Raw genomic sequence first — 18,488 nt, 5'->3', positions numbered from 1 at the left:
GTGGTGGTCCGGGTCGGCCGGGGCAGCACGGCCCCGGGCACAGCTGTGTCACTGTCGCCTGGACTTGAATCAGAACGGCATGTGCCCCGCGGAGTCCTCGTACGGCGGGACGGTCAATCGACGTCAGTCCGACGCCGGAACGGACCCCCGGGCCTCAGCACATGCGGTGCCCTCAACACATGCGGTGCAGGGTGCCGCCGCGGCTGCACGGTCGACCACGGCCCCGCAGTCGGCCCAGTCGTGCGGCGCGCCAACCCGACATAACCATCCCCCTCGGCGATACCTCCCGCGCACCGGATACGCGCGGGCCCCTCCCTGTCCTGGCGGACAGCGGACCTCCAGTCCCGGCCGTTCGAAACAGTGTGTGAGAGTACGCAATCGCGGCACGTGCCGTGCCTCGATTGGCATGATGCGTCCCCTCGGAACACCTTCGTTTCGATAGAACTCGGCAGAACTCGGCCACAGTCTTCACGGCGAGTCACGTGCAAGCAACCCCCTGAGGTTGAACGGAGAGTGTTCCGCCGGTGCTTTTGCGTCACCACTCAGCCAATTCGTCCGGCCGACCGCGCATCGAGGCCGATCGCCGAATGCCGCACCGCCGCGTGTGCCCCGGCAACTCGGCCGCAAACCGGACCGCGCGGAAAAGAACGCGGCCAGTGCGCGCACAGGCACGCCGAACACCGCCGGACCGGACCGGATGGACGCACCACCGCGCCGTCGACATTCCGGCCGGGATCTCCCCGATCTGGGGTGATGATTGAGCCAGCGGGCACCCCCTGCCCCGCCCGAAGGACCGTGGCTCAACACGGTGTGGGCGAATCCGATCCGCGGCCGACGCTCTCCGGTCGGATATGCGCCACTGCCGCACCGCTCGCCCACTCCACGAACGTCCGGAAGACACCCCTCTCTGCCAGTACACAAATTCGGCCAATTGGCGTGTGCCTGACGTAACCCTTATTCGGCGCGATCGGTCACCGTGCGCCCTCGAAGGCGCGCAGGAGATCCGCGGCGACGCTCACGGCGATCGTCGCGGGCTCCTTGCCGGTGATGTCCGCCAGCCCTATCGGGGTCTTGATCCTGTCGATGGTGGCGTCGTCGTGGCCGCCCTCGGTGGAGAGGCGCTTGCGGAAGCGCGCCCACTTGGCCGCCGAGCCGATCAGCCCTATGGAGCCGAGGTGGGTGGTGCGCAGGGCCGCGTCGCACAGAGCCGCGTCCTCTGCGTGGTCATGAGTCATGATCAGGACGTGCGTGCCGTGCGGCAGGGCCTCGAGCACCTCCTCGGGCAGCAGCGGCGTGTGGTGTACGTGGACCTGCGCCACCGCGTCCGCCAGCGCGTCGAGCCGCTGCGGCGCGAGCATGTCCGCGCGGCTGTCGACCAGATGGAGGTCGAGGTCCTGGCGGGCCAGGATGCGCGCGAGTTCGAGGCCCACGTGCCCCATGCCGAAGACGGCCACCGCCCGTACCACCGGCAGGGGTTCGAGCAGCACCGAAACCGTGCCGCCGCAGCACTGCACACCGTGCCGGTTGGTCACCTTGTCGTTCAGGGCGAAGTCCATCAGCTCCGGCTCCGCCGTGTCCGCGGCGAGCATCTCCCGGGCCCGGTCGATCGCGACGGCCTCCACATTGCCGCCTCCGATCGAGCCCCAGGTCTCGCCGCGCACCACCACAAGTTTCGCGCCCGCGCCGCGCGGGGCGTGGCCGCGCACGGTCGCGACGGTGACCAGCACGCCGGGCTCCCGGCGTGCCCGCAACCGCGCGACCGCGGCGATCCACGTCATGTCAGGCACCGTTCAACGCTGCGGCTTCGGCCGCCCGGTCCCGGCCGTCGGCGCTCCCGGCGTCGGCGCTCCCGGCGTCGGCGCTTCCGGCCTCGGCAGGCGCGTCGGGGGCGTGACCGTCCGGGGTGGCGGCGGGCGCGCTGCGTGCCGCCTCGATCGCCCAGAACACGGCCTCCGGTGTCGCGGGCGAGGCCAGTTCGACGCTGACTCCGCTCGGCCCGAACGCGGCGGCGGCCTGGCGCAGCGCCTCGCGCACCGAGAATGCCAGCATCAGCGGCGGCTCGCCCACCGCCTTGGAGCCGTAGACCGCGCCCTCCTCGGTGGCGTGTTCGAGCAGCGTCACGTTGAACTCCTCGGGCATCTCCGAGAAGCTCGGCAGCTTGTAGGTGCTCGCCGCCTGGGTCAGGAGGCGGCCGCGGTGGGGTCCTTCGCCGGTGTCCCAGCGCAGGTCCTCCAGTGTCAGCCAGCCCGCGCCCTGCACGAAGCCGCCCTCCACCTGACCGATGTCGATCATCGGGGAGAGGCTGTCGCCGACGTCGTGCACGATGTCCACGCGCCGGATGCGGTAGGCGCCGGTGAAGCCGTCGACCTCCACCTCGGTGGCTGCGGCCCCATGGGCGAAGTACTTGAACGGCGAGCCCCGGAACGACTTCGCGTCCCAATGGAGGCCCTCGGTCCGGTAGAAGCCCGCGGCCGACAGCTGGACCCGCTGGAAGTAGGCGGTGCGCACCAGGTCGTCCCAGGCCACCTCCTTGTCGCTGCCCAGGGCCCGTGCGACGCCCTCGACGATGCGTACGTCCGAGGCGTTCGCGCCCAGTTGGGTGGCGGCCACCTGCAGCAGGCGCTCGCGCAGCTGCTCACAGGCGTTCTTGATCGCCCCGCCGTTGAGGTCGGTGCCCGCGCTGGCGGCGGTGGCGGAGGTGTTGGGCACCTTGTCGGTGCGCGTCGGGGCGAGGCGCACCTTGTGCAGCGGGATGCTCAGCGTGGTCGCGGCCACCTGCATCATCTTGGTGTGCAGGCCCTGGCCCATCTCGGTGCCGCCGTGGTTGATCAGGACCGAGCCGTCCTTGTAGATCAGCACCAGGGCGCCGCCCTGGTTGAAGGCGGTGAGGTTGAACGAGATGCCGAACTTGAGGCCGGTGACGGCCAGCGCCCGCTTGGTGTGCGGGTGCGCGGTGTTGAACGCGTCGATCTCGCGCCGGCGGTCGGCGACACCGGCGCTTTCCTGCACCTGCCGCCAGACCGCGGAGATCCGCTCGGCCTGCGTGACGGGTTGTCCGTACGGCGTCGTCTGGCCCTGGCCAGGGCGGTAGAAGTTGCGTTCCCGCAGCACCATGGGGTCAAGGCCGAGCTTCGGCGCGCAGCGGCCCAGGATGTCCTCGATCACCAGCATGCCCTGGGGGCCGCCGAAGCCGCGGAAGGCGGTGTTGGAGACCGTGTTGGTCCTGGCGATACGGCCCGCCACGCGGGCGTTGGGGATCCAGTAGGTGTTGTCGATGTGGCACAGCGCCCGGGCGAGGACCGGCTCGGAGAGGTCGAGGCTCCAGCCGCCGTCGGCGACCAGGGTGGCGTCCAGGGCCTGGATGCGTCCTTCGGCATCGAACCCGATCTTCCAGGTGGCGTGGAAGCCGTGCCGCTTGCCGGACATGGTGAGGTCCTGGGTCCGGTTGAGCCGGAAGCGGACCGGCCGGCCGGTGAGTTTCGCGCCGAGCGCGGCGACGGCCGCGAACCCGTGCGGCTGCATCTCCTTGCCGCCGAAGCCGCCGCCCATCCGCAGGCACTGCACGGTCACTTCGTGCGCGGGCACGCCGAGCACGTGCGAGACGATCTCCTGGGTCTCCGAGGGGTGCTGGGTGCTGCTCTGGACGAACACCTGTCCGTTCTCGTCGATCTGGGCCAGCGCCGCGTGCGTCTCGAGGTAGAAGTGCTCCTGCCCGGCGAACTGGAACTCGCCGCTGAGCACGTGTGCGCTGTCGGCGAAGCCCGCGTCGATGTCGCCGGTCTCCATCAGGGGCCGCGCCCCGTGGTAGCTGCCGGCCTCGATGGCTTCCCGCAGCGTGACCAGGGAGGGCAGTTCCTCCAGGTCCACCTCGACGGCTGCCGCGCCGAGCCGGGCAGCTTCCAGCGTCTCGCCGAGCACCCAGGCGACCGCGTGGCCGTGGAACATGACCTCGTCGGGGAAGAGCGGTTCGTCGTGCTTCATGCCCGCGTCGTTGACGCCGGGCACGTCGGCACCGGTCAGCACGCGGACCACGCCGGGCACGGCGAGCGCGGGCTCGGTGCGCAGCGCGGTGATCCGGCCGCGGGCCTTCATGACCTGGACCGGGTAGGCGTGCAGGACGTCCTTGGTGCGCTGGACCAGGTCGTCGGTGTAGAGGGCGGCGCCGGTGACGTGCTGGACGGCGCTCTCGTGCGGCATCGAGATTCCGACGACGGGCTTCTCGGGACGCTGGGACAGATGACTCATGACGACACCGCCTCGGTGGTCTGTGCGTGCAGCTTGAGCAGGCTCTGGCCGAGCATCGCGGAACGGTAGAGGGCGCTGGCGCGGTGATCGCTCATCGGTGTGCCCTCCCCGCGCAGCACCCGGGCCGCGGCTTCGGCGGTCCGCGCCGACCACGGCTTGCCCTCCAGGGCGGCCTCGGTGGCCAGGGAGCGGATGGGCGTGGCGGCCACGCCACCCAGGCCGATGCGCGCCTTGCGGACGATCCCGTCCTCGACGTCGAGCGCGAAGGCGACGGCCACGCTGGAGATGTCGTCGAAACGCCGCTTGGCGATCTTGTGGAAGGCGGTGACGGGTGACAGCGGCAGCGGGACGCGCACCGCGCGGATCAGCTCCCCGGGACGGCGCACGCTCTGCCGGTAACCGGTGAAGTAGTCCGCCAGTGGGACCACGCGCTCGCCGTCGGCGTCGGCGAGCACCAGCGACGCGTCGAGGGCGAGCAGGACCGGGGCGCTGTCGCCGATGGGCGATCCGGTACCCAGGTTGCCGCCGAGGGTCGCGCCGTTGCGGATGAGCCGGGAGGCGAACTGTGGAAAGAGTTCGGCGAGCAGCGGAATGTCACCATCGAGGCGGCGCTCGATCTCCGTGAGCGTCAGTGCCGCGCCGATCTCGATGTGGTCGGACTCGACGCGCAGCTCCCGCAGTTCGGGCAGCCGGTCGATGGCGATGACGCAATCCGCGCGCCTCGAGCGGATGTTGACCTCGACTCCCCAGTCGGTGGACCCGGCGACCACGACGGCGTCGGGCCGCTCGCGCAGCACCCGCAGGGTCTCGGCAAGAGTGTTCTTACGCAGGAACACTCGGCCGTCCAGGGCGTATTCGGTGGCGACCGGCGCGGGCGGGGGCAGCTCGCGGCGCCGGGCCAGCGGGTCGTCATCGGTGGGCGCACCGACGGCGAACGCGGCGTCACGGATGGGTCGGTAGCCGGTGCAGCGGCACAGGTTCCCACTGAGGGCGTGCAGGTCGAAGCCGTTCGGGCCGTGCTCGGGGTCGGGGCTCGGGCCCGTCTCCGTACGGTCGGCCGCCCCCGTACCGGAATGTTCACAACGGCCGGGGCGGTAGTACTCCGCGGCCATGCTGCAGACGAATCCCGGCGTGCAGTAGCCGCACTGGGAGCCGCCGCGGACCGCCATCTCCTCCTGTACGGGGTGCAGGGAGGACGCCGTGCCGGGCGCACCGGCCGTCGCGAGCCCTTCGGAGGTGATGATCTCCTGGCCGTCGAGCGCCGCGGCCGGCACCAGGCAGGCGTTGACCGCCACCCAGTCGGTGGGCTTGTGCACTCCGGGACGGGCCACCATGACGGAACACGCACCGCACTCGCCCTCCGCGCAGCCCTCCTTGGTCCCGGTGAGTCCGCGCTCGCGGAGGAAGTCCAGCGCCGTGGTGTGGGGTGCGCACGGTGAGATCGGTGTCTCTGTCCCGTTCACCGTCATCCGCGCCCCGGTCGTGCCGGGCATCGCTTCAGGTGTTTCCGGTGTCCGTTCCGGCGCGTGATCGGTCACATTCATGTTCGCCAATTTCAGGCAGCTTTCTGTGTTCAGACGCGCCTCACCCGAGCGGCGGGCGCGGCAGGGCACGGGACAGCGACGTGCCGGAAGACGGTGAAGGGCAACAGGGAAACCCGGAGAGTGCCGCAGCGGGGCACATCAGGACGGCGTACTCAGCAGCCGTGCGCGATCCGACCCGGTACCCAGGCGGTGCACTGGGCGAGACGACCGAGGTCAGAGCTGGTGCACATCTGCTGGTCGCCTCCTTTCGTCACCACGGGTCAGTGGCTTGGGAACGTAGTGGCTGCGTCGCCGCAGGTCAAGGGGTGGACCACAAAACCGAAAAGGCCCGGAGACGGCGCGCCGGCCGCCCCGGGCACTCACGGCTACCTGTCAGGGCCCGTACTGGGGATCATGCCCCCGGCAGGAAGAGGCAGAACAGATGACCGTGCGGATCCCGCAGAACTCGTACGTTCTTCTGCGGCTGATGCTCCTCCAGCGTCGCGCCCAGAGCGAGGGCCCGCTCCGTCTCCGCCTCCAGATCGTCGACCTGGAGGTCCAAGTGGGCCTGCATCTGCTGTGCACCCGGGCGTTGAGGCCAGACCGGGGGCGTGTGGTCGGTCTCCAACTGGAAGCTGAGACCGGGCCGTTCCCGCTCCGGGTCGCGCAGGCGGACCCACTCCGGCCGGCGATCCACTTCGCGCCAGCCCAGCAGGGCCTGGTAGAAGTCGGCAAGCGCGGGCGGATCCGGAGTACCGAGCACAAAGGCACCAAGCGTCGTCGTCATGCCCTAACGGTGCCCCCGCCTTCCGGAATTTCACCTCCCAGGCTCCCGCTCCGGGACCGCATCACGACAGCTCGTAACCCGAGGGAGACTCATGCACGTCGGCGAACTCGGAGGCGTCTGGCGCGTCACACAAGACGCGACAGGGCCGCTTCGGACGGACTCCCGGCCGTCGCCTGGTACACGATGATCACTTGTTGCTCGGCGCCGCCGACGGTGAGTGCCTGCCTGCGCAGGGCGAGGCTGCCGACGACCGGGTGTGCGAAGCGCTTGAGTTCGTCACGGGCGGGCCGCGTCTCGTGCCGCAGCCACAGACGACGGAACTCCTCCTCCGTCTCCAGCTCGGCGACCAGGCGGACGGTTCTGGGGTCGCGCGGGTCGGCTTCGGCCCGCAGGGCCGCCGCGGTCTGCGCGGCTACCTCCGCCCAGTCGGGGAAGAGCCGACGGGACGCCGGGTCGAGGAACACCGCTCGGACCAGGTTGCTCCCGGGCTCGTACATCGGGGCGAGCGCACGGGCCTGCTTGTTCGCCGCCAGCACGTCGAAGCAACGGTCGCGGACGTACGCAGGGCGGTCCGCCCACGCGTCGAGCAGCCGGTGCACGTCCTCCGAGGCCTCGGTCCGCGACGGCGGCACGGGGGCAGGGTCGACGAGTGCGTGCAGGTGAGCGGAGGCGTCGGCGTCCAGCTCCAGCGCCCGCGCGAGGGAGCGCAGCACCTGGGGCGAAGGGTGCCGGTCGACGCCCTGTTCGAGCCGGACCAGGTACGGCTCGCTGATGCCGGCGAGCCGGGCCAGTTCCTCCCGGCGCAGTCCCGACACCCGGCGACGTCCGCCGACGGGTCCCGCCACGTCCGCCGGAGCGACCCGTCCGCGCCGGGCCTTGAGGAAATCTCCCAGAAGATTGTCGGCCGCCATGGTGCGAGGGTAACCCTGCGAGGGTGCTGGCTGCCGAGGTGGAAACGACGCAGGCTCGATGCCATGAAGACCTGGTTCATCACCGGCGCGTCCCGCGGCTTCGGCCGTATCTGGGCCGAAGCCGCACTCGAACGCGGCGACCGCGTCGCCGCCACCGCACGCGATCCCAAGACCCTGCAGCCCCTCGTGGACACCCACGGGGACGACGTCCTCCCACTCCCCCTCGACGTGACCGACCGCGCCGCCGCGACCACCGCGGTGCAACGGGCCGCCGAAGTCTTCGGCCGCCTCGACGTGGTCGTCAACAACGCGGGTTACGGCCTGTTCGGCATGGTCGAGGAAACCACCGAGGAACAGGCCCGCGCACAGCTCGACACCAACCTGTTCGGCCCGCTGTGGGTGACGCAGGCGGCCCTGCCGTACCTGCGGGCCCAAGGCAGCGGCCACATCCTGCAGGTCTCCAGCCTCGGTGGCCTCGCCGCCTTCCCCACGCTCGGGCTGTACAACGCCTCCAAGTGGGCCCTGGAGGGGATGAGCGAGGCCCTGGCCCAAGAGGTGGCTCCGTTCGGCATCAACGTGACCCTCGTCGAACCCGGCCCCTACGGCACCGACTGGTCGGGCGCCTCCGCGGTGCACACCAAGCCGCTCCCCGCCTACGAACCCGTCCGCGCCGCGCGCCGGGCCGGCGCGTCCGCCCGCGCGCCCCAGGACGCGCGAAGCACCGCCACCGTCGTCCTTGACCTCGTCGACACCGACGAACCGCCCCTGCGGCTCTTTCTCGGCACCTACCCCTATCCGATTGTCGAGTCGGCCTATCGGAAGCGGCTCGACATGTGGGACGAATGGCGCCACCTCGCCTCCCGTGCGTGACCGGCACGGACAACCCTGCGGCCTCCAAGGTCTCCGCGCGTCACCCGCTGCATGCTGTCACCGGCAATGCGTGCGGGACGCCTCGACGGGCGCATCGCCTGGCCGCCCGCCAGGCCGCCCTGGCGTCCCATCCGACTAGGGCGCGAGCGCTTTCAGGAGTTGGCGCTCTCGCTCGCCGCTGAGGCCGGCCCGGCGGGGCCGGTCCAGGCCCTGCTCCCGCTCCCAACGCAAAGTGTCCGCCAGCATCTCCGCCCGTGGCCGGTGTCGCAGACCTGCCGCGCTTGCCGCAGCGCCGTTGCGAGCGCTGAAGCCGACCCAGTTCGGGTCGGCCACCCACAGCGCGAGCGACTCCGGGCCCATGGCCTGGACCACGTTCTGTCCGAGCAGCCAGGCGTCGTCGGCCTCCATCACCGGGCCGGTGTGCCCGCCGATCTGCCGCGACAGGGCGACCCATTCCCCGAAGGGAACGATGGGGCCGACCGCGTTGTACGTCCCCGTCGTTCCCTTCTCCGCGCAGTCGAGCAGCCATGCTGCGAGGTCTCGCGCATCGATCACCTGAGTCGGGATACCTGGGGAAGCCGGGACCAGAAGCGGTGCCAGCGGCTCGCGGGCCGCGCGGGCGACCCAGTACCCGGAGCGTCCACTGTGATCACCGGGACCGCCGATCAGCCCTGCTCGCGCGATGAGAAGCCGGTCGCCCACCGAGGCCGCCGCAGCCTCCTCGCAGGCCACCTTGGCCTCCCCGAACTCCTGGTGGTCGACCTCGTCCCGCTCGGCCGCCGGGAGCAGTTCCGCCGACTCGTCAGCGTGTGGCTGCGCATGCGAGGCGTATGCGCTGACCGACGACACGTACGACCAGTGGCCCGCCCGTTTGCCGAGCTCCGCGAGCGCCCTGCGGACGAAGCCCGGCTGCCACGACACCTCGACCACTGCGTCCCAATACCGGCCCGCCAGACTTTCGTACGCCGTCAGGTCACGCCTGTCCGCAGCAACCAGCACCGCACCGGCGGCCACTTTGCCGCTCTCTCCACGGGCCAGACAGGTCACCCGATGCCCACGTTCCAGTGCCTGCCGCGAGATTTCGCGGCCCACCCACGCCGTTCCGCCCAACACCAAGATGTTCATCAGCGCACTCAAACATGGACAGGCCACCACCGCGTCCCTGTTCTGCTGAGAGCAGGGGCCCGCAAAGGTAGACAACGGCAAGGAGAGTTCCCGGCCCGGATGTCCCCCTATGGGCAACACCTCAGGCTCCGGCCCTGCGGACGCATGAGGTATGAAGACGTCCGTGACCGAACCGCCCCAGACCGCCACCCAGCACGCCTTTATCGCCCTTGCGCCGCCCGATGGCGCGAAGAAGGAACTGGCGGCTGCCCTGAGCCCGGCCTATGCCGCCTATCCCGACCTGCGCTGGAACCGCATCGAGGACTGGCACATCACCCTCGCCTTCCTGGGCGAGCTTCCGGTGCGGGTCGTCCAGCGGCTTCGTTCGCCCCTCGCCGACCTGACGGTCGCCCGCCCCTCTCTCGAACTGGCGTTGATCGGTGGTGGACACTTCGACGAGCGCGTGCTGTGGAGCGGCATCGAGGGCGACCTCGGCCAACTGCACGACCTGGCCGACGCAGTAAGGGCGTTGGTCAGGGACTGTGAGGTCGACTTCCCCGAACGTCCGCTGCGTCCCCACCTCACGCTGGCCCGCGCTCGCCGCAACGACAACGCGTCCGTGAAGGCTGCGGCCGCCTGCCTCGACGGCTTCACCGGACGCCCTTGGCAGGCCGAGCGCCTCCACCTGGTCGGCAGCACGACAAGAGGCCACTCAGGCCCGCGGCGCTATCGCGACATCGACGCGTGGCCCCTGGCCACTGCCCGCCTTGGGCAAGCAGCCACGCGCTCCGGGCCAACTGCACAACGGTTCTCGCCGGATGAGGGTTGACTACGCACGCCATATGGAACCCCACGCCTCGTTCCCGTCCAGGACCAGGAGAGCAGGACCCGGGACCAGGACCAGGACCAGGGTCCTGGTTTTCGTTCCTGAATGGGTGGAGCTAACTCCCGGGCGGTTCGGGGGGCGCACTGGATGGTCCGGAACATGCCCTCGCGGCGAGAGTTGGGCTCATGAGAACGCACAAGGCCCTGCTCGCCGCCCTCCTCGTCCCGCTCGGTGCCACCCTGGCCGTCGTCCCGGCCGCCTCCGCTGCCACTCCGCCCGCTTCGCCCGCCGCATCGGTCTCCGCCGATGCCGCCGCACCCGCCGGCCCGAAGGGGGCCGCGCCCGCCGCCTTCCGCTCCCCAGCGGCGGCCCTTGGCCGGGTGGCTCACCCGCTGCGCACCACCGAGCCGCGCGGTGGCCTGGCCGATCTCGGCCCGTTCGGCCAGATGGTCGGCGGCGCCCGGGTGGTGGGCCTGGGCGAGGCCACCCACGGCTCGCACGAGTTCTTCACCGTCAAGCACCGAATCTTGCGGTACCTGGTCGAGAAGAAGGGCTTCCGGGCCTTCGCCCTCGAAGCCCCCTGGAGCACCGGACTGCGGCTCGACGCCTACCTCACCCGTGGCGAGGGCGACTTGAAGCAGATCATGGACGAGGAGTTCCAGGGCACCTACCAGTTCTGGAACACCAGCGAGTACCGCGATCTGCTCCAGTGGATGCGCGCGTACAACGTCAAGCACCCCAAGGACCCCCTCCGCTTCGTCGGCGACGACAACGGGTTCGCCGGTGCCGAGCTGTACGACAAGGTGAGCGCCTACGCGGCCGCGGCCCGGCCCGAACTCGGCCCGCGGCTCACCGAGTTGTACCGGGGCCTGCGGCCCACCACCGACGCCGAGACGTACGTCAATGACTACCTGTCGAAGCCGCTGGCCGAACGCAAGGAGCTCGCCGAGCGGACCGGCCGGGCACTGGACCTGCTCGAACAGCGGCCCGGCAAGGACGCCGACGGGCACGCCTGGGCCGTCCAGCACGCCACCGCGATCCACCAGATGACCACCATGTACGCCTTTGACTTGGACGATCCACAGGTCGTCCCTGACGCCATGCGCTACCGCGACCAGGTCATGGCACAGAACGTCGCCTGGTGGCAGCGGCAGACGGGCGACAAGATCCTGCTCTCCGCCCACAACAGCCACATCGCCCTCAAGACGTACGTCCCGAATACGCATCCGAAGGCCCAAGGCGACTTCCTTCGTGAACAGTTGGGCCGCCACTACCTGAGTGTGGGCCTCACCTTCGACCGGGGCTCGTTCAACGCCTTGGGCCAGGACGGCGGCGTCCACCGGTTCACCGTCGGGCCGGCCGCACCCGGCACCACCGAGCACACCCTGGACCGGGTACGCCACCGCGACTTCATGGTGGACCTGCGCAACACCCCCGCCCCGGCCCGCGCCTGGCTCACCGAGTCACGCACCGTCAAGAACATCGGCGCCACCTACCCCTGGAACGGCAACGCCGCCAAGATCCGGCTCGCGAAGACCCACGACGTTCTGATCCACCTTCACCGGGTGAACGCGGCCGACATGCTCAAGTAGCGTCGGACCCGCACTGCGAACAGGCCCGCGCCACTGGCCACAGCACCGCGTCCTCCGTGCGGACGCGGACGGCGAGCCAAGGCGTGTTGGCGATGGTGAAGAGCACGGCAGTGATCCATGCGGTGTGGACGAGGGGCAGGGCGACGCCTTCGAACAGGACGATGAGGTAGTTGGGGTGCCGCATCCAACGGTAGGGGCCGGTGGTGACCAGCGGTAGGCCGGGCACGACGATGACGCGGGTGTTCCATCGGGGGCCGAGCGCCCTCATGCACCAGGCGCGGCCTGCCTGTACGAGGACGAGGACGGCCAGCGCCGGCCAGCCGATCAGAGGGACGAAGGCACGGTCGGCGAGGGCCACCTCCGCAACGGTCCCGACGAGCAGGCAGACATGAAGGGCGATCATGACGGGGTAGTGGCGTTCCCCGTACTCGATGCCGCCGCGGTCGATGGCCCATCGCGCGTTGCGGCGGGCAGTTGTCAGTTCGACCAGGCGCACGACGGTCACCGCGGTCACGAGAACGTACAGACTTACGGGGATCGTCACCCAACCCAGGGGCATGTCGGATCGTCCTTCTCACTCCCGGACAGCGGAATCTTCGTCTTACGCGTTCGCGAGCCGGTCGAGGCGTTCGGCCAGGGCGCGGTATCTGCCGGCACGGTCCTCTGATGCGTCCATGTGCGCGGCGATCTCCTCCTGGGCGCGCTGTCCGACCGGTGTGAGTCCGGAGGTGTCGAGAGCGCCGAGCATGCGGACGAAGGGAAGGGCGATGTCCTTGTAGTAGGTCTCCGGTGAGAGGATGCCCGACCTGGCCAGGGAGCTGACCAGCCGGCCGAAGCCGGGTGCGGCGTGGCCGGGGGGACGGAATGTCTTGAGCACTGTGGCCACAGCCTGCAGCGTGCGGTCGGGGTGCATGCGCATACATGCCTGGAGGGCGGTCCGGTAGAAGAGCATGTGCCGGTTCTCGTCGTGGGCGATGCGCTGCATCAGAGCCCCGCACACCGGCTCGTCGCACAGTCGGCGGATCCCCTGGTAGCTGACGCGGGTGCCGAGTTCCTGGAGGGTGACGTAGACCAGAGAGGCGATGAGGTCGCCGCGGTAGTCGATGTCGTAGCCGTGCTGCACATGCGCGGCGCGGGCGTCCTCCAGAAGCACCGGGTCGGCGCTGCGGGTGACCACGAGGTAGTCACGGATGGCGGTGCCGTGCCTGGCTTCCTCCATGGTCCATCGATTGACCCAGACGCCCCAAGGTCCGTCGAGCGACAGCATTTCCCCGATCACCCGGTGGTAACTGGGCAGGTTTTCCTCGGTGAGCAGAGTGTAGAGAAGGCCGTCCCGAGCGGCCGCCTTCAGTTTCTGCTGGGAGGAGTCCCATGGCTCTCCCTCGAGGAGACCGTCGTAGTCACGGCCCTGGCTCCACGGGACGTACTGGTGCGGGTACCAGTCGACGGTCGTCCGGAAATGCGTGTCGAGAGCGTCGGCAACCACTGGTTCGAGGTCGATCAGGATGCGTACGTCTGCGGGGATGGCGGGCACGGTCCGTGACACCTTTCTTGTCAGGCGGTCGGCAGGTTTCGGTGGCGGCGGGCGGCCTCTACCAGCGGAGGAGGACCAGTTCGATGGCGAACCCCGGTCCCATGGCGGCGACCAGGCCGGGTGTGTTCGCGGGGGGCGGTGTCTCCATGGCCGCGTGCAGGATGTCCAGTACGGAGACCGAGGAGAGGTTGCCCCGCTCGGCCACGGAACGCCTGGTGAGCTCCAAGGCGCTGGGCTGCAGGCCCAGGGCTTGCTGCACACCGGTGAAGACCTTCGGTCCGCCACCGTGGATGATCCAGCTCGCGATCTGGTCCGGCGACAGTTCATGCCGCGCGAGGAGCCCTTGGACGGCCGTGGGCAAGTGCTTCTCAGTGAGCGTCGGGACCTCGGGCGACAGCAGGATCCGGAAGCCGTGGGAGCCGATGTCCCAGCCGAGGACGTCCTCGGTGCCGGGGACCAGCAGGCTGTGGGTGTCCACCAGCTCGGGCCCGGCTGTGCGGCCGCCCCGCCGGGCTCCGAAGGCCACGACGGCGGCCGCACCGTCCCCGAAGAGGCTGCCGGCGACGATGTTCGCGACGGAGCCGTCCGCGCGCTGGTGCGCCAGTGTGCACAGTTCCACAGCGAGCAGGACGGCCACTTGGCCGGGGTGGGCCAGCAGGTAATCATGGAGCCGGGCCAGACCTGCGGCGCCTCCAGCGCAGCCGTTGCCGAACAGCGGGATGCGTTTGACGTCAGGCCGTAGCCCGACCCGGTGGGCGAGCCGGGCCTCCAGCGACGGCACGGCAAGGCCGGTGACGGTGGTGCTGATCACCGCGTCGACCTCCTCGGGCCGGACGCCTGCGGTGCGCAGCGCGCCGGTCAGCGCCTGTTCCCCCAGCTCCATGGCGGTGTCGAGCCAGATGCGGTTCTGCTCGGTGAAGTCCTCCCGGTGGGCGAGCTCGACGAGCTTCTCCAACGGCAGGGACAGCGAGCGGGTCTCCACACCCGAGTTGGCGTGGATTTTTCGGAGTACCAGAGCGCCCGTCTCGGACTCCAGCAGCGTCGTGCGGGCCAGGGCGGCCAGGATCTCCTCCTGCCGGTACTGATACGGCGGGAAAGCCGTCCGGATCGCCACCACCTGTGGGCCGGCGGCCCCCGACTGCCGGGTGCGGTCATGCGTCGCCTGACGCGTCGGCATCAGCTTCCGCCTTTCTTCACAGGTGTAGTGATCAACAACGGGGGCCTGATGCGGGCCGGGGCCCACCAGTTCGCCGGGCCGAGGGCCGCCATGACGGCGGGCACCAGGACTCCCCGCACCAGCACGGCGTCCACGAGCGCGCCGAGTGCGACGCCGATGCCGATGAACTTGAGCAGGGCGACGTGGGAGGTGGCCATGGCCGCGGTCGAAATCGCCACGGCTGCCGCAGCGGACGTCATCAGCCGGCCGGTGCGGGCGACGCCCTCGACGATCGAGGTGCGGTTGTCGCCGCAGCGGTCGTACTCCTCGCGGATACGGCCGAGCAGGAAGACCTCGTAGTCCACCGACAGGGCGAGCGTGATGAACAGGACGAACAGCAGAGTCGAGGCGTCCAGTGTTCCCGTCGCCGTGAAGTGGCCGAGTACCGCGCTGCCGTGGCCGTCCTGGAAGAGGACGACGAGCGCGCCGAGGCTCGCCCCGAGGCTGGCGGTGGCCACGAGCAGGGCTTTCAGGGGGGCGACCAGCGTGCGGGTGAAGGCGCCGAGGAGGGCCAGGAGCCCCACCGTCAGCAGAAACAGGCACCACGGGAGGGCGTCGAGGACGGCGTCCGCCGTGTCGACGACCTCGGCGGCTCGCCCGCCCACCGCCACGCTGCCCGGGGCGGAGGTCTGTCGTACCTCGCGCACCACGGTGTTCGCCTCCGGCGTGCCGGGGGCGGCGGACGTGGCCGCCAGCAGCACGAGGGCCTCACCGGACGGAGCCACACGCACCACGCGGACGCCGGTGATGCCCGGGACACGGCTGAGTCGGTCGCCGTATGCAGGGTCACCGTCCGTCGCCCGTGGTCCGGTGACGACCACGGTGAGGAGCCGCTCCGGTGGCGCGGTGAACTCGGCGCGTACACGCTCGGCCGCGACGGCGGCCGGAGCCGACGAAGGCAGCGTGCGTTCATCCACGACGCCGAGCTGTGCGTGGGTGAAGGGCAGGGCCAGCAGGGCAAGGAGCAGCACCGCCAGGCCGCCCGCCAGGAGGGGCCGTGCGGTGACCGTGGACGTCGTGCGATGCCAGAAGCGACTGACGTCCCCGGTACGGGCACGCCGCCACCGCGCCAGCGGGTCCCACGCCTGGGCCCGGGGGCCGAGCAGGCGCAGACAGGCGGGCAGCACGGTCAGGGCGACCAGCGCCGCCAGTACGGTGACGATCATGCCCGCCAGGGACAGTGCGCGCAGCATCGGCACCGGCACCACCAAGGCGGTGGCGAGGCATACGGTGACGGCGGCGGCGGAGAACGCGATCGAACGGCCGCTGGAGCGGCGGGCGGCCGCCAGCGCCGTGTGCAGGTCCGCGCCCCGCGCGGTTTCCTCCCGTACGCGGGCCAGCAGGAAGAGGCTGTAGTCGACGGCCAGGCCGAAGCCGATCGCCGAGGCGGCGTTCACCGCGACCCGTGACACGTCGGCCACCTGCGCGAGCAGGCCCAGGACCGGGATGGTGCAGCCGATGGCCAGCGCGGCCACGACGACGGGCAGCAGCGCGGACACCACGGACCCGTAGGCGAAGACCAGGACGATGAAGAGCACCGGCGCGGCCAGCAGTTCGGCCCGGCTCAGATCGCGCTCGATGGTCTCGTCGATCTCCCGGTTGGCCCACACCTCTCCGCTGGGCTCCACCCGCATCCCCGGGACGGCCGAGCGGGCGGCCGCCACCACACCGGGCGCCACCTGTCTGCGTTCCTTGTCCGTGCCCTTCAGCCGTACGGCGACCAGCTGGGTCCGTCCGTCCTTGGAGCGCAGCCATGTGTCACCGGTGGTCTGTGCCGACCACACGGTCTTGACGTCGCGCTGCCCGGCCAGCTTCTCCGTCACCGCTGTGGTGCCGTCCCGGACGCCGGCCTCGCGTTCACCGCCGCCGCGCTGGGAAACGGCCAGGAGCAGATCGGGCGTGGGCACGCCGAGCCGCTCTGCCTGCCGTCCGGCACGCGTCGCCTCCGTGTCCGTCGCGACGGCGCCGCCCGTGCTCAGCGCCGACAAGGCAACCGGGGCAAGTGCCCCCGCGCACACCGCCGCCAGCAGGGCGATCACCACCACGAGCCAGGCCCGGCGCCGCACCGCATCCATCCGTGTGCCTCCGTCCCGCATCCGCCGGAGACGGCGTCCGGCTCCCACTAGGAAGCCGTGAACAACAGAACGGCGTTCTGGCCGCCGAAGCCGAAGGAGCAACTGATGCCCACACCGCCGCGCGTGGGGCGGGGACGGCCGGCGACGATGTCCAGCTTGTCGTCCCCGTTCTGGCCGTCGAAGTTCGCCACGGGCGGCACGGCCGCATGGCGCAGCGCCAGAACCGTGTACGCCGCCTGGATCGCCCCGGCCGCCCCCAGCGCGTGCCCGATCACGCCCTTGGACGCGGTGACCGGCGGCCCGTCGTCACCGAAGACGCGGACGAGGGCGCGTGCCTCGGCCGCGTCGTTCAGCGGGGTGGAGGTGCCGTGCGCGTTGACGTGGCCGATGTCCCCCGGCCCGCACCCGGCGTCGGCGAGAGCGGTGTGGATGGCGCGGACCGCGCCGTCGCCCTGCGGGTGCGGGGCGACGGGATGGTGTGCGTCGGCGCCGGCACCGTAACCGCGCAGCAGTGCCAGGACGGGAGCCCGGCGGGCCCGAGCCGCGCACGCGCGTTCGAGGACGAGGATGCCGGCGCCCTCACCCAGGACGAAGCCGTCACGTTGCGCGTCGAACGGCCTGCTGGCCAGGGCCGGTTCGGCCCTGCGCCGGGACAGTGCCCGCATCCGCGTGAAGCACGTGGCCGTCATGCGCGAGCGGGCCGACTCGCTGCCGCCCGCCAGCACGATGTCGCAGGTACCGGATCGCAGCAGGTCCCGGGCGACGCCGAGCGCGGTGGCACCGGACGCGCAGGCGCTGGCCGTGGTGAAGTTGGGGCCGCGCACGCCCAGGTCGATGGCGACCTCGCCCGCGGCCATGCTCGGCACGCTGCGCGGCAGCGCGAGCGGCGAGACCCGCTCCGGCACCCCGGCGCCGAGGTGGCCGAACTCAGTGACGTAGGTACTCAAACTGTTCGACCCGACACCCAGCACGACACCGACCCGCTCCGCTTCCCAGGTACGACGATCGAGGCGCGCGTCGGCGACGGCCCGCCGGGCGGCGACGAGGGCGAACTGGATGAAGCGGTCCAGGCGCCGCGCCGGCGCCCGGCCCAGCTCCGTCTCGGCGTCGAAGTCCGTCACCCGGCAGGAGAAGTCGACCGGCAGCCCCGCCAGGTCGGGGTCCGTCGCGGCCAGCGAGCGCCCCCGGCACAGGGCCGCCCAGTTCGCCTCCGCCGTGTGCCCGGCCGGAGTCACCAGCCCCAGCCCGGTGACCGCGATCTCAGCGCGCATGCTCGAACGCCCGAGCCGCCTCGCCCAGGGTCGAAGACGGGCGCAGGTCCAGGGTGTTCTCGGGCAGGACGATCCCGTACTCCTCCTCCGCCGCCACCACCAACTCGAACAGCGACAGCGAGTCCAGGCCGAGACTCTCGAACGTCATCCTGCCGGAGAGCTCACCGGCATCCGCCTTCACATCAAGGTGGCCGGTCAGCAGGGCCACCAATTCCTCGGGAAGGTCCGACTCCGTCGCGTTCTCCGCCGCCTGCGTCATGCCTGGGTCTCCTGTTCCTCGCCGCGAGAGGGCCCTGCGGCGCGCTGCCCGCGTACATCCGTCTGAAGGCCACGCGCGGGAACCTTGCGTCTCAAGCCACCCCACGTGCCGACCGAGCCGGTCCTACGCCTGCCGCCCGGCCGCACCCAGCTTGAACTGCGCGCCACTGTGTGAACACCAGCGACGGGTGGAGGGAACGATCTGTCACTCGTTAGGCCCCGTAAGGCCGTTCCAGCCATGGCCATCCAGGACCAGTACTTGCAGGCGGGGTCTTC

The 18,488-nt window shown here is 70.8% G+C and carries 15 protein-coding genes; 3 read left to right on the top strand and 12 right to left on the bottom strand.

Features of this window, described 5'->3' with window-relative positions; translation table 11 throughout:
• Nucleotides 1-971 precede the first annotated feature (971 nt).
• The 5 genes from xdhC to ACH4D5_RS19565 form a co-directional block, all read right to left on the bottom strand.
• A complete protein-coding gene (gene xdhC, locus ACH4D5_RS19585) occupies nt 972-1,778 on the bottom strand; it encodes a xanthine dehydrogenase accessory protein XdhC (RefSeq protein ID WP_398303894.1) in 807 nt (268 codons plus the stop codon).
• Nucleotide 1,779: 1 nt separating this feature from the next.
• A complete protein-coding gene (gene xdhB / locus ACH4D5_RS19580; protein WP_398303892.1) occupies nt 1,780-4,245 on the bottom strand; it encodes a xanthine dehydrogenase molybdopterin binding subunit in 2,466 nt (821 codons plus the stop codon).
• Nucleotides 4,242-5,738, bottom strand: a complete 1,497-nt coding sequence (locus tag ACH4D5_RS19575) for a xanthine dehydrogenase small subunit (RefSeq protein WP_398303890.1) — start codon at nt 5,736-5,738, stop codon at nt 4,242-4,244. The genes xdhB and ACH4D5_RS19575 overlap by 4 nt, the downstream gene beginning before the upstream one ends.
• A gap of 442 nt (nt 5,739-6,180) precedes the next feature.
• A complete protein-coding gene (locus ACH4D5_RS19570; RefSeq protein WP_398303888.1) occupies nt 6,181-6,555 on the bottom strand; it encodes a VOC family protein in 375 nt (124 codons plus the stop codon).
• A gap of 125 nt (nt 6,556-6,680) precedes the next feature.
• Nucleotides 6,681-7,466, bottom strand: a complete 786-nt coding sequence (locus tag ACH4D5_RS19565; protein ID WP_398303886.1) for a helix-turn-helix domain-containing protein — start codon at nt 7,464-7,466, stop codon at nt 6,681-6,683.
• A gap of 63 nt (nt 7,467-7,529) precedes the next feature.
• On the opposite strand from ACH4D5_RS19565, the gene ACH4D5_RS19560 reads away from it, so the two are divergent.
• The gene (locus tag ACH4D5_RS19560; RefSeq protein ID WP_398303884.1) at nt 7,530-8,336 is read left to right on the top strand and encodes an SDR family oxidoreductase; all 807 of its coding nucleotides are present in this window, start codon (nt 7,530-7,532) and stop codon (nt 8,334-8,336) included.
• A 135-nt stretch (nt 8,337-8,471) separates the two neighbouring features.
• On the opposite strand, the gene ACH4D5_RS19555 is transcribed toward ACH4D5_RS19560, so the two are convergent.
• Nucleotides 8,472-9,461, bottom strand: coding sequence for an NAD-dependent epimerase/dehydratase family protein (locus ACH4D5_RS19555; RefSeq protein WP_398303882.1), 990 nt, complete (start codon nt 9,459-9,461; stop codon nt 8,472-8,474).
• Nucleotides 9,462-9,612: 151 nt separating this feature from the next.
• On the opposite strand from ACH4D5_RS19555, the gene thpR reads away from it, so the two are divergent.
• Nucleotides 9,613-10,269 (top strand): RNA 2',3'-cyclic phosphodiesterase, encoded by a 657-nt coding sequence (thpR, locus tag ACH4D5_RS19550; protein WP_398303880.1) that lies wholly within the window; start codon nt 9,613-9,615, stop codon nt 10,267-10,269.
• 182 nt (nt 10,270-10,451) lie between these two features.
• The gene (locus tag ACH4D5_RS19545; protein ID WP_398303878.1) at nt 10,452-11,858 is read left to right on the top strand and encodes an erythromycin esterase family protein; all 1,407 of its coding nucleotides are present in this window, start codon (nt 10,452-10,454) and stop codon (nt 11,856-11,858) included.
• Here the strand turns inward: ACH4D5_RS19545 and ACH4D5_RS19540 are convergent.
• From ACH4D5_RS19540 to ACH4D5_RS19515, 6 genes are read right to left on the bottom strand one after another with little or no spacing between them, the layout of a single operon-like run.
• Nucleotides 11,851-12,417, bottom strand: a complete 567-nt coding sequence (locus tag ACH4D5_RS19540) for an isoprenylcysteine carboxyl methyltransferase family protein (protein ID WP_398303876.1) — start codon at nt 12,415-12,417, stop codon at nt 11,851-11,853. The two genes, ACH4D5_RS19545 and ACH4D5_RS19540, sit on opposite strands and share 8 nt — an antisense overlap.
• A gap of 42 nt (nt 12,418-12,459) precedes the next feature.
• Nucleotides 12,460-13,392, bottom strand: a complete 933-nt coding sequence (locus tag ACH4D5_RS19535) for an acyl-ACP desaturase (protein ID WP_398303874.1) — start codon at nt 13,390-13,392, stop codon at nt 12,460-12,462.
• 58 nt (nt 13,393-13,450) lie between these two features.
• Nucleotides 13,451-14,569 carry a type III polyketide synthase gene (locus tag ACH4D5_RS19530; RefSeq protein ID WP_398303872.1) on the bottom strand — a complete coding sequence of 373 codons (1,119 nt, stop codon included), beginning with the start codon at nt 14,567-14,569 and terminating at the stop codon, nt 13,451-13,453.
• A complete protein-coding gene (locus tag ACH4D5_RS19525; protein WP_398303870.1) occupies nt 14,569-16,683 on the bottom strand; it encodes an MMPL family transporter in 2,115 nt (704 codons plus the stop codon). Before ACH4D5_RS19525 ends, ACH4D5_RS19530 begins: the two co-directional genes overlap by 1 nt.
• Nucleotides 16,684-16,730: 47 nt before the next feature.
• Nucleotides 16,731-17,954 carry a beta-ketoacyl-[acyl-carrier-protein] synthase family protein gene (locus ACH4D5_RS19520; protein WP_398303868.1) on the bottom strand — a complete coding sequence of 408 codons (1,224 nt, stop codon included), beginning with the start codon at nt 17,952-17,954 and terminating at the stop codon, nt 16,731-16,733.
• Entirely contained in the window at nt 17,944-18,213 is a 270-nt protein-coding gene (locus ACH4D5_RS19515) for an acyl carrier protein (protein ID WP_398303866.1), read from the bottom strand. Before ACH4D5_RS19515 ends, ACH4D5_RS19520 begins: the two co-directional genes overlap by 11 nt.
• Between the last annotated feature and the right edge of the window lie 275 nt (nt 18,214-18,488).

The sequence above is a fragment of the Streptomyces sp. NPDC018029 genome (assembly GCF_044327655.1).
Classification (GTDB): domain Bacteria; phylum Actinomycetota; class Actinomycetes; order Streptomycetales; family Streptomycetaceae; genus Streptomyces.
This window is presented reverse-complemented; position numbering and strand designations above follow the sequence as displayed.